Origin of the sequence: Achromobacter mucicolens (assembly GCF_902859725.1) — a bacterium.
In the GTDB taxonomy this organism is placed as follows: Bacteria; Pseudomonadota; Gammaproteobacteria; order Burkholderiales; family Burkholderiaceae_B; genus Achromobacter; species Achromobacter mucicolens.
Window position 1 is genome coordinate 247285 of sequence record NZ_CADIJP010000003.1, and the last position, 11973, is coordinate 259257.

General features: G+C 66.8%; 9 protein-coding genes. 3 read left to right on the forward strand and 6 right to left on the reverse strand.

The genetic code is table 11. The features are described from left to right. Positions 1 to 110 precede the first annotated feature (110 nt). Entirely contained in the window at positions 111 to 1331 is a 1221-nt protein-coding gene (locus HV786_RS04775) for an MFS transporter (RefSeq protein WP_128828473.1), read from the forward strand. 243 nt (positions 1332 to 1574) lie between these two features. Then, complete coding sequence (locus HV786_RS04780) at positions 1575 to 3656, forward strand: DUF8189 domain-containing protein (protein ID WP_175210175.1); 2082 nt, start codon at positions 1575 to 1577, stop codon at positions 3654 to 3656. Positions 3657 to 3745: 89 nt separating this feature from the next. Here HV786_RS04780 and HV786_RS04785 read toward each other — a convergent pair whose 3' ends face one another. After that, a complete protein-coding gene (locus HV786_RS04785) occupies positions 3746 to 4540 on the reverse strand; it encodes an enoyl-CoA hydratase (protein WP_128829208.1) in 795 nt (264 codons plus the stop codon). A gap of 79 nt (positions 4541 to 4619) precedes the next feature. Here HV786_RS04785 and HV786_RS04790 point away from each other — a divergent pair, with 79 nt between their 5' ends. Continuing rightward, positions 4620 to 5234: an ABC transporter ATP-binding protein gene (locus HV786_RS04790; RefSeq protein ID WP_128829207.1), complete on the forward strand. Its 615-nt coding sequence runs from the start codon at positions 4620 to 4622 to the stop codon at positions 5232 to 5234. A gap of 24 nt (positions 5235 to 5258) precedes the next feature. Here the strand turns inward: HV786_RS04790 and HV786_RS04795 are convergent, their stop codons facing one another. The 5 genes from HV786_RS04795 to paoC all read right to left on the reverse strand — a co-directional run bounded on the left by HV786_RS04795 (position 5259) and on the right by paoC (position 11973). Continuing rightward, the gene (locus tag HV786_RS04795) at positions 5259 to 6035 is read right to left on the reverse strand and encodes a hypothetical protein (protein WP_128829206.1); all 777 of its coding nucleotides are present in this window, start codon (positions 6033 to 6035) and stop codon (positions 5259 to 5261) included. 88 nt (positions 6036 to 6123) lie between these two features. After that, positions 6124 to 7578 (reverse strand): DUF1254 domain-containing protein, encoded by a 1455-nt coding sequence (locus HV786_RS04800; RefSeq protein WP_128829205.1) that lies wholly within the window; start codon positions 7576 to 7578, stop codon positions 6124 to 6126. A gap of 432 nt (positions 7579 to 8010) precedes the next feature. Next, a complete protein-coding gene (locus HV786_RS04805) occupies positions 8011 to 9060 on the reverse strand; it encodes a hypothetical protein (protein WP_128829204.1) in 1050 nt (349 codons plus the stop codon). A 234-nt stretch (positions 9061 to 9294) separates the two neighbouring features. Continuing rightward, the gene (locus tag HV786_RS04810) at positions 9295 to 9762 is read right to left on the reverse strand and encodes a DUF6389 family protein (RefSeq protein WP_254599441.1); all 468 of its coding nucleotides are present in this window, start codon (positions 9760 to 9762) and stop codon (positions 9295 to 9297) included. A 12-nt stretch (positions 9763 to 9774) separates the two neighbouring features. Next, positions 9775 to 11973, reverse strand: a complete 2199-nt coding sequence (gene paoC / locus HV786_RS04815) for an aldehyde oxidoreductase molybdenum-binding subunit PaoC (protein WP_128829203.1) — start codon at positions 11971 to 11973, stop codon at positions 9775 to 9777.

Sequence of the window (11973 nt, forward strand, 5' to 3'; positions counted from 1 at the left end):
TCACACCGCACGACCATGCCGCAACGACCCGACATGCAAATGACAGGTTCGGACCTCTACAATGCCGCTGTTGCATCGCAGCATTTCGCCATTCCTCTTCTGTAGTCTCCATGTCCCATACCGTTTCCGCGCAGCACCGGCCCGCCCTGGTGCTGCTGGCGCTTGCCATTGGCAGTTTCGCGATCGGCACCACCGAATTCGCGACGATGAGCCTGCTTCCCTATTTCTCGCAGTCGCTGGGCATCGATGCCCCCACCGCCGGCCATGTGATCAGCGCCTACGCGCTGGGCGTGGTGGTCGGTGCGCCGATCCTTGCGGTGCTGGGCGCGCGCATGCCGCGCCGCCGGTTGCTGATCGCCCTGATGGGCCTCTTTGCCATCGGCAACGGCCTGAGCGCCATCGCGCCCAACTATCACTGGATGCTGTTCTTCCGCTTCCTGAGCGGCCTGCCGCACGGCGCCTACTTCGGCATCGCCTCGCTGGTGGCCAGTTCCATGGTGCCGGCCAACCGCCGCACCGTGGCTGTGGGCCGCGTGTTCCTGGGCCTGACGGTGGCCACCATCATCGGCGTGCCGATGGCCAACTGGCTGGGCCAGGTCATCGGCTGGCGCTGGAGCTTCGGGCTGGTGTCGCTGCTGGCGGTGCTGACCATGCTGAGCGTGCGCGCCTACGCCCCGGACACGGCCGCCGATCCGCACGCCAGCCCGCTGCGCGAACTGAGCGCGCTGGGCCGCGGCCAGGTCTGGATCACGCTGGCCATCGGCGCGGTGGGCTTCGGCGGTCTGTTCTCCATCTATACCTACCTCGCGGACACGCTGACCGCCGTCACCCAGGTGTCGCCCGCGACGGTGCCGCTGGTGCTGAGCGCCTTCGGTGTCGGCCTGACGGTGGGCAACATGGTGGTGCCGGTCTTTGCCGATCGCGCCGTCATGCGCACGGCCGGCCTGCTGCTCTTGTGGTCGGCCGTGGTGCTGGCCCTCTTTCCGCTGATGGCCCACAACGTCTGGCTGATCACCCTGAACGTGTTCCTGGTGGGGGTGGGCGGCGCGCTGGGCACCGTGTTGCAGACACGCCTGATGGACGTCTCGGGCGACGCTCAGGGGCTGGCCGCCGCGCTCAACCATTCGGCCTTCAACACGGCGAACGCGCTGGGCCCGTTCCTGGGCGGCCTTGCCATCGCGGCCGGGTTCGGCTGGACCTCCACCGGCTGGGTGGGCAGCCTGCTTGCCATCGCCAGCATGCCGCTGTGGCTGTGGGCCGTGATGCTGGAACGCCGGGCGCGCACCGCGCGGGCGGACAAGCTGGTCGTCAGCACCGAATCGGCCCGCTGAGCGCGTCCCCCATTTCACGGAAGGTGTCTGACACCCAACGAGAACGACGTCATCCTGCAATGTCGTCTCAAGGGTGTCAGACACCTTCCTAAAACGTCCCCCATTTAGCCTGTCACAAATCGTCGGCCCCGCGCCACACCGGGGCAAGCGCCTATTGCAGCGCACGTTCACGTCGCAGCTATACTTTCCGCACTCTTTACCACCTCAAGACGCGCTGCACCTCCACCATGCAGCGCTTTTTTTATGCCCGCTTTGACTGCCTTGCTGCGCCCGCTGTGCCGGGCGCTCTGCTGCTTGGCCGCAGCCCTCCTTTCCGCCCAGGCATGGGCCGCTCCTCCGACGCTGGCCCAGTGCCACGGGATCAAGGACCTGGCCTTCGTCGCACATCTGGATGACGACCTGCTTTTCATGAACCCGGACGTCGCCTCCAACATCGAGGCGGGCGGCTGCGTGCGCGTCGTCTATCTGACCGCCAGCGACGCGGGCGAAGGCGAAGGCTACATGCTGGGCCGCGAGCGCGGCGTGCGCGCCGCCTACGCCTACATGGCGCGCGAACCCGACGCCTGGAAAGAAGACACCGGCATCGTCGCGGGCCGCCAGATCGCGCGCTTCACGCTGCAGGGCAATCCGCGCGTGCAGCTCTGGCACATGCGGCTGAAGGACCCGTGGCTGGGCAAGGGCTGGGGCAGCCTGACGCCGCTGAGCCGCACCGAATCCGAACCCGGCCAGAACGTGGACACGCTGGGACCGCACGCCGAGGTCTATACCCGCGAACAACTCGTCGACACGCTGGCTGAGATGATCCGCCAGTACGGCCCCACCACGGTGCGCCACCTGGACGACACGATCAGCGTGCCCTACACCCAGCTGTGCTGGCGCTGCGCCGGCCACGGCCACCCCGACCACATCGCCAGCGCGCGGCTGGCGCGCGAGGCCATGCTGCGCGCGCCCGGCAACTACGCCGAGACGGGATACATCGATTACCCCAGCCAGGAACGCGCCACCAACCTTGCCGACGCGGAAATCGCCAGCAAGTCCGTGATCTTTCAGCACTACGCCTGGAACGACTACCACTATTGCGCCGGCCCCACCGGCTGCAAGGAACCGGCCGGCCCCGCCGCCGCGTGGGTCCAGCGCGCCTACTACGTGTCGCGTCAGGACGTCGCGCCGCAGGTGTACCCGGACGGGCGCGGCGGGCTCGTCGTGTTTGCCGCCGGCGAAACCAATGCCGCCGTCAACAGCTGGGATTCGGCCGAAAAGCGCTGGCACACGCTGGGCGGACGCACCACCGGCCCCGTGGTCTCGTTTGCCCATGCCGACGGCACCGCCGGCCTGATGGCGCGCGATCCGCTGGGCGGCGTCTGGGCCAACAAACAGCGCCATGACGGCACGTGGCAGGGCTGGCAGGCGCTGGGCGGTTTGCGGGTCACGCAGATCCCGGCGGTGGCGCCCCGTGGCGAGGCCGCCGCCGTTGCGCTGGGCTACGACGGGCTGCTGCACTGGATCAGCCCGTCCGGCATCGACGGCAGCTGGAGCACGTGGCAGGCGCTTCCGACGCTAGAGGGCGTCACCGGTTCGCCGGCCGCCGCGCGCGGCGCCGACGGGCGCTATGTCGTCTTCGCCATTGCCGCCAAGGGCGAGCTTTTCTATACCCGCCAGCTGCCCGCCGCCAAGGGCCACCGGTCGGAATGGCAAGGTTGGCGCCGCGTGGCCGCGCCGCAAGCCGCGGGCGGCCTGGCAGCCATCCGCAACCATGAAAACCGGGTCGAGCTTTATTTCCGGCAGCGCGCCAACAACCACCTGACCAAGCTGGTGGAAGCGGGCGACACCACCGACCTGGACATGGACTGGAGCGCGCCGGCGGACTTGGGCGTGCCCTTCATCGGCCGACCGGCCATCCAGGCCGACACCGCCGGCAACGTCGTGCTTGCCATCCTGGAGCGCTCGGGCGGACACCTCTGGCTGCTCGAACACGGCAAGCTCGCCAAGATGGATGCCGAAGCGGCATCGCCGCCCGCCATCAGCCTCATCGACGGCGCGCTGTACGTTGTCGCCCGCGCCGCCGGCGCGCCGCAGCGCTACCAGGTGCTCTCGCGCCGCGGCGGCACGTGGTCCGCCAGCCTGACGCTGGACGGCGTGCCCGCCACTGGCGGCGGCCCGTTCGCGTCCGTGGCGGCGCGGCCGGCCGACTTGCCCAACCTGGGCGCGGCCAGCGCCGGCAAAGCCGTGGTTGTGCGCCCGTCCGCGTCGGAACCGGATGCGCTGACGGTCGAGCGCATGCCCGCGCAGACCTCACGCGCGGCCACGCCGACACGCGTGCAGTAACACGGCGGCGCGACGCGCCCTCGTGTGATGCGCGGCCCCCGGCCTGCGAACCACGCGCGGGAGGCAAGCTGCTTGCAGCGGTCCCGCCATTACTTGGCCTCCCGATGCTGTTTGCGCGCCAGGAACGGCGCCATGTAGCGGCGCGGCTCGTCGGTGGTGAACGCCTCGCCGAAGGCGTCCACGCTGCGGTCCAGACCGGCCTGGATCGAGGACTCGGTCCAATAGCGCAACAAGGCCTTCTGCGAGCGCACCGCGGCCGGCCCGCTGGCCGCGATCGGCGCCACGGTACGTTCGACCAGCGCGTCCAGCTCGCCGGCCTCGCACAGGAATTCCAGAAATCCCCAATCCCGCGCCTGCGCGGCGTCCACCGTTTCGCCGGTAAGCAGCAGCCAGTTGGTCGGCCCCTGACCGATGAGCGCGGGCAGCAGCACCGCATGGATCACCGACGGAATGCCGACGCGCACCTCGGGCATGCCGAACACGCCGTCCGCCGAACCCAGACGGATGTCGCAGGCCGCCGCCAGCTCCATGCCGGCGCCCAGACAGAATCCCGGCAACCTTGCGATAGTCGGCACCGGGATATCCGCCACGGCGTCGCATAGGTCGCGCAGCCGCATGATGAACGCGCGCGCGCCCTGCGGGTCCAGCTCGGCCATCTCATGGATGTTGGCGCCGCCCACGAAGGCCTTGTCGCCCGTCCCGCGGATGACCACCGCGCGCGCGTCGTCCTGCGCCGCAATCCAGCGCGCGGCCTCGGTCAGGCCAAGCGTGACGGCCGAGGCCAGAATGTTCAGACTCTTGGCGTCGTGGATCTGCAGGGTGTAGACGCCGCGCGAATCGCGCGTCACGCGGGCATGGGGAAACGAGGGAATGGGCGCAGTCATGAAGTCTCCGGCGAGAAATGTTTGCCGTCGATGCTACCGGCGGCTTTTGATGACAATAAACCTCTCGTACACTTGCCGCATGCTACGCATCGACAATCTCAGCAAGCGCTACGGCGACCATATCGTTTTCCAGGGCCTCTCGCACGCCTTCGCGCCGGGCTGCGTGGCGCTCTGCGAAGAAGACAGCACCGGAAAATCCAGCCTGCTGGGCATCATTGCCGGCGCGCTGGCGCCCGACAGCGGCGACGTCCTTATCGACGGGCACTCGCTGCGCGACGCGCCGCTTGCGGCGCAGTCCCGTCTGGCCTATGTGCCGGACAACTGCATGGAATTTCCCGAGCAGACGGGCCGCGGCCTGCTGCAACAGGTGGCGGCAGCCAAGCACGTTGCGCTGGACGACGCCGTGCTGGACCTGGCCCATCGGCTGGGGTTGGAGCCGCATCTGGACAAGCGTTTCGAGCAGATGTCCACGGGCACGCGGCGCAAGGTCTACCTGACGGCCGCCGCGCTGGGCGACCCGGCGGTTGTCGTGGCCGACGGCCCCAGCAACGGGCTGGATACCCAGGCGCGCGGCGTGCTGGCCGACGTCTTCAAAACCTGGGCGCAGACGCGCGTCGTGCTGTTCGCCAGCCATGACCCCGAACTGGTGCAGGCGTGCGGCGCCCGCACCGTCAACGTGGCCGACCTGCGCTGAGCAAACGGCTGCCCGGCGCAGCCGTCAAAAGCGGATGGTCACCCCCGCAATGGGCCCCTGCAGCACCACGTCGTATTTGAAGCCGTTGCGCTCGTAGTCCACGCCCATCGCCCGGTAGCCGACCGTCGCCGACACCGATTTGTTGAAGCTGTAGCCCACGCCAAGACCGAGGTCCCAGTCCGCCTGCGCGCCCCCGGCGCCGATCATGCCCCAGCCCGTCAGATAGGCCTTGGGATGAAAGTTGTAGGTGCCTCGCACGCCCACCATGGCGTCCACCCACGTGGCGCTTTCGCTGTGCTTGCGGCCGTCCGTGAATCTGCCCTTGAAGGTGACGTCCGAATCCACCGACCAGACGCGCAGGCCGCCCACCACGTCCAGACTGTGCTCCGACCGGTCGAGCACCGAATAGCCCGCGCCGATCAGGCCGGTGAACGATTCGTTCTTCACGTCCACACTGCTGGCCAGGATTCCCCTGGGGGTGTCGCCTTGCGCACCGACCTTCACGTACAGCAGATCGCCAAAAATGCTGTATCGGCCCTTGCGCGCATCGCCCATCAGCATGGCGGCAAAATCCAGGTTGTCGAGGATCTTGTCGAAGCTTGCATTGATGTCCACCGTCGGCAGGCGGCGATGTGTGACGGTGCCCGACAGCGCCGGCGCCCACAGATACGGCGAGACCGAGAATTGCCATTCGTCGGAAACCGCGGCGGCCGGGGCGGACGCCACTGGTGTTTCGGCCGCGACGGCGGCCCCTAGCGGGAACGCCGCGCATGTCAGGCAGACAGTGATGTGCTTTTTCATCGCGAGATCCCAGAGGCCCGAAGGCATGTTCAATGGAAGGCGCCGCGCCCCGGCCAAGCGCGGCGCGCGTTGCGACGCCGTGACCGCGTCAGCTCACCCGCCGCACCGGCGGCACCGTCCACGACCCGTTGATGATCGACGGGTCGCTTTCGTTGGGCCAATACAGGCGCATCATCAGGATGAATCGGCCCTTGGGCGCCGGCAGCCAGTTCGATTCCAGCTCGGGGCCCGGCGATTCGTTCTGGATCAACAGATCGATCGACCCGTCGGGTTTTTGCTTGAGCGACTGGCGTTCGCTGATGGAGTAGCGATTCAGCGGGTTATCGACGAAGAAGTAGTTCTGGTCATACATGGTCAATGACCAGAATCCCGACACGGGCGGTGTCAGGCCCTTCTTGAACGTCAGCACGTACTTTTCGGACCCGTTGTATTCGCGCAGGATCGCCCCATTGGCCGACCGGAGCGAGGTCGGGTAGATGGCGTCCTGCGGCCGGTTCGCGCCCAGCCCGATGGCGGTGACCAAGGCCCGTTGCAGGTAGTTGGTGCCATAGATCCCCGTCTTGGTCGTAAAGCCCCACCCGTCGATATGCTGGATGTCGCCATCGGTGGACCGGAAATGCGCCATGATCCGCGCGAATCCCGTTTCGGGCACCCGCCTGGCAAAATCGGCGGGCAACTTGGACTTGTCGAAATCCTGCCCAGGCACGATGCCGATGGTGGCCATTTTTTCCACCATGGGCGCGTCCGCCGCGGTCGGCGGATTGCGCTTGAGCAACTGCGCGAACAACGCAAAGTACTCGCTGGCATCCATGCTGTTGACTTGATCGCGCACCGGTGTCTTCATGTCGATGGCCGGATCCACCTTGCCCTGCGGCGCTGTCCACGCCTTGCCCCAGCCGCTCAGCGGCGCGATCTTCACCTGGTCCTGCAGCTTGTGCACTTCTGCATAGTCCTCCGGCGTGCCCGTGCAATAGATGCGGCCCAGCAGCCAGACGATGCTCGTGGGCGACTTGTATTGCTTCATGCCCTGCGGAACGGCCCCTTCCCAGCCCGGCCCCGTCACGATGAATGTCTGGGCGCCAGTACCCGTCGTGCGCTTGCCGGGCGCCTCGAATACGGTCGTCCAACCGTCCAGCAGCGGAAACAGCGCGTAGCGGCCGTTCATGTCGGGCAGGCTGATGACCCAGGGCTGGTCGCCCACATCGATAAAAGCCGTGGTGTACAAGGTGTCGGCGTTCGGCGCCGTCACGTCGCGGAACTTGGCGTCCGGGTACTGGCGCAGCTTGATGAGCTGGCCCATCGGCGCGCGCGTACCCTTCGGTTCAGCAACGTTGGTGATCACCCGCCGGGTCATCTCCATGGTCACCAGCGGGTAGGCGTAGATGTAGGCTTCGGTGGCCAGGACGAAACGGTCGTCGGCTTCCGGCAGGTTTGCCACCAGCCCTTCGGAGGCGGCTGCCGAGGCCCGGAACGCCGGTCCCAGCGATCCTGCAGCTAGCAGGGCAAAACCCCCTGCGTTCAGTTTGCGGCGAGTTAGCTTCATTGTTATCGCTCCAATGGATGGGTCTGACGAAGTTCACTTCGGGGACTTCCAACAAGCACGACGATGTTTTTCAAGCTAATGCGCATTCGGTGTCGATGTGGCGGGGCACGCTCCATAGATCAGGGTCAGAGGAACCACTGCAAACGGCAGGCGGCGTGCCGCCGAAGGGCGGAGCTGCCTTTGTGCGCATGGCCAAGGGGGAAGCACGGGTGCGCGAGCGCGCACGCGTGTGGAAGGCGGGGTGGACGTCCAAGAATGTGCTCCCTGAAGAAATCAGAGCAAACGCACCACTGAAGGAACTGGGCTACGGACCATCCATTCGACCGACTCGCGCGAAGACGAAGCGGATTCGGTCAATCTATGCGCAGTTTTTTAGCTGCTCAAGTAGCCGGAATGACTACGACCATCCACCATTGGTCGCAATCCGCTGCCCTACTTGCCCTTGCCGATCGACAGGGGCACGCCCCACACCGGATCCTGCATGCCCTGCTTGCCCAAGGGCGTGATCTGCATCGGCTTGAGCTTGGACAGCAATTCGCGCTGCGCGTCGGTCAGGTTCGTAAGCCGCGCGAAATACTTCTGCGCAAAATCCATCGGCGCCGGCCACGTGTAGACCGTGAAGTCTTCCAACGGGCACTCGATCATCTTCGGATCCACCGCGCGGCAGGCGGACTGCTTGAACTTGTAGCTGGGCGTCTTCATGTGCATGCGCTGGCTCAGCACCAGATCCCCGCCCTTGAGCGTGAAGCTGGCCAGCGCCAACTTGGGCAGCACGCGCGATTGCACCTTGATGGCCGGGATTTCGCGCGACGCGGTGTCTTCGTAGTAACCGGCGCGCGATCCAGGTGTGGTTTCGGTGACCTGCTGCTCGCCCCAGGCCACGCAGGCGCCCGTCCCGCGATGCACGGCCGTGCAGACTTTCTGCGTGCTGGTCCGCGAGCCGGTGGTGCCTTCGTGCCAGTTCGTTTCCTTGTAGAACTCACGGTACAGCTCGGGCGACAGGTACGCGGTGCCGTTGGCGCCCCGGCCTGACCCTTCAGCGCCGGGGCGCGCGCCGATCTGATTCAGCGTGGCATTGAGCTTGTAATCGTCTCCACCCGTCAGCAGGTACTTGCCCGGCGGCAGGATGTGGACTTCAAAGGCCTTGAACAGGTAGGTCGTGTCCTTGTCCCGCTGCAGCGAGTTGTTCTGGAACTTGCGGCCGAAGGTGATGCGCGGGTCCGGTTCAAACATCCAGACGGTGTTGCCGGTCCAGGTCGTCATCTGCATGGCGTCCTTCAGCGAGGCGTGCGGCATCAGATCCGCCACCAGCACCACGGCCATGTTCGCCTTCATCGCCTCGCCGATCAGGTCGACCAGCTTGCCGTATCGCGGATCGTCCGCCGTGCCCTCGCCGTTGGACGACGGAATCGTGACGCAGCCCGACAGGGTCAGGGCAAGCGTCAGGGCAGACAGGGCAAGGCGCGGGCGCGGCAGGGACATGGGATCGATCCTTGGGTCGGTAAGACGGCAATGTGCGCGCATCCTACCGGCTTGGGAACGGTTCGCAACATCCGGTTTGGCCGCTGAAACAGTTGGTGGCAAGCAACGTGACGCAGAACCGCGCCAACAAAGCGCATTCCAAGCAATTCAGCCGTAATGGGTTGTTTCGAATGTTTCGCTTGGAGCCCGCCGACGCTGCCCAGCCCCCCGCCTTGTCCGAAAGTAACTTCGCCGTTATGCCCGGCTCAATGCCCGCGGCAGATCCGTGCCGTAATCGTCGTGGGCATAGACCATCGCCGGCAAGGGCGACACGGCGCGGCCTGCTTGTTCCCATAGCGTTTCGACCCAATCGGCCGCCACGTCGGCAATCGCGTCCTGCACGCAGAACGCCGGCTCGGTGGAAAACATGGGCACCGGCGGCTCCAGTCCCGCTTCGCCGTGCACCACGTCAAAGAGATCGCGGTAGCCCTCAATGGCTTTGTTAAGCACATACAGATCCGGCCCTTCCAGACCGATCACCACCGAAAAGGTCCCTTCGCCGCCCTGGTCGGGAAAGATGCCGAACTGGATCTCGCGCGCCTTCTCGGGCAACCGCGCGAACATGCCGGCCAGCGTGTGCAACGCGGCTGCCGTGTGCGCGTCCAGCGCGCGGCGCAGCGCGTCCTGATAGTCGTGTTTCGTCATCGCGCCAGCATAGCGCATGGCGGCACGCCATCACGCGTCGACGGGCATCCCGTCCAGCAACTTGTCCAGCGTTACCGGATAGTCCCGCACGCGCACGCCGGTCGCGTTGTACACCGCATTGGCGATGGCTGCCGCCACGCCGCACAGGCCCAGCTCGCCGACGCCCTTGGCCTTCATCGGCGACGACACCGGATCGTCCTCGTCCAGGAAGATGACCTCCTGACGCGGAATGTCGGCATGAACGGGAACCTCGTAGCTTGCCAGGTCGTGGTTGACGAAATAACCCAGGCGATGGTCGACGGCCAGCTCCTCCATCAACGCCGCGCCCACGCCCATGGTCATGGCGCCGATGACCTGGCTGCGCGCGGTCTTGGGATTGAGGATGCGGCCCGCGGCGCAGACGGCCAGCATGCGCCGCACGCGGGTCTCGCCAGTGGCGGCGTCAACGGCCACTTCCACGAAGTGCGCGCCGAAGGTGGACTGCTGGAACTTCTTGTCCAGGTCGCCGAATTCGATCGCGTCTTCCGCGACGAGATCGCCGCCCGACGCCGCGCGCACCAGCGGCGCCGAGCGTCCGCTGGCGTCGGTGACGGTGCCGTCCGCGAACACCGCGCCCGCGGCATCGAATCCCAGGCGTTCAACAACCTGCGCGCGCAACTTCTCGCACGCCGCGTAGACGCCCGCCGTGGAACTGTTCGCGCCCCATTGGCCGCCCGAGCCCGCCGAGACGGGAAAGGACGAATCGCCCAGGCGCACGACCACGCGCGACAGCGGCACGCCCAGCATTTCAGCCGCCGTCTGCGCAATGATGGTGTAGCTGCCCGTGCCGATGTCGGTCATGTCGGTCTCGACGATCACGCGGCCCGTCGCGTCCAGCCGCACGCGCGCGGCCGACTTGGTCACCAGGTTGTTGCGAAAGGCGCTGGCCACGCCCAGCCCGATCAGCCACTGCCCTTCCCGCCGCGCACCGGGTTTGGGATCACGCTTGTCCCAGCCGAAGTGGCGGGCCCCCGTCTGCAGGCATTCGACAAAACGCCGGCGCGAGAACGGCCGCGACGGATCGGTGGGATCGACCTGGGTGTCGTTTACCACGCGGAACTGCACGGGATCCATGTCCAGCGCCTCTGCCATCTCGTCGATGGCGATCTCCAGCGCCATCAGGCCGGGCGCCTCGCCGGGCGCGCGCATCGCGTTGCCTTCGGGAAGGTCCAGCGCCATCAGATTCAGCGCGGTGCGCTGGTTGGCGCCGGCATAGAGCAGCTTGGTCTGCTGCACGGCCTCTTCGGGCTGGCCGTCCGGCAGGTCGCCGGACCAGCTTTCGTGCGAAATCGCCGTCAGCTTGCCGTCTCGCCCCGCGCCCAGCCGGATGCGCTGGATCGTGGCGGGCCGGTGCGTGGTGTTGTTGATGATCAGCGGACGCGGCAACGCCACCTTGACCGGCCTGCCCGCCTCGCGCGCGGCCAGCGCGGCCAGCAAGGCGTCCGCGCGCACGAAAAGCTTGCCGCCGAAGCCGCCGCCGATGTAGGGCGACATCAGGCGCACGTTTTCCTTGGGGATACCCAGCGTGCGCGCCACGTCCGACCGCCCCCACGCGATCATCTGGTTGGACGTCCACAGCGTAAGCTTGTCGCCCTTCCAGACGGCAAGCGACGCGTGCGGCTCCATCATGGCGTGCGACTGGTCGGGCGTGGTGTAGGTGGTGTCGATCTTGACAGGCGCTTGTGCAAAAGCGGCGTCGAAGTCGCCCGTGTCCGTCTTGGGAATATGCTTGCCGGCGGCGCCGTTGTCCCGCAGTGCCGCCAGGTCGTATTCGCCGGGGGCCCGCGCATACTGCACGCGAATGAGCTTGGCGGCCGCGCGCGCCTCCTCGAACGTGTTGGCCACCACCACCGCAATGGCCTGGTGATAGTGCTGGATTTCCGGGCCGCCCAGCAGCGTGGCCGTGTTCATCTTGCCCTTGCCCAGCTTGCCGGCATTCTGCGCGGTCACGATGGCCAGGACACCCGGCGCGCGGCGCGCAAGATCGGTGTCCATAGCGGTGATGGCGCCCTTGGCGATTGCGGCGCCCACCACGTAGCCGACAGCCGCGTTCGGCGCGATGTCGTGATGCTCGTAGGCATACGGGGCCTGGCCGCTCGTCTTGAGCGGACCGTCGATGCGATCGACGGGCTGGCCCACGATCTTGAGCTGGTCGATGGGATTCTGTGTCGCGGGAGTCTCGAATTTCAT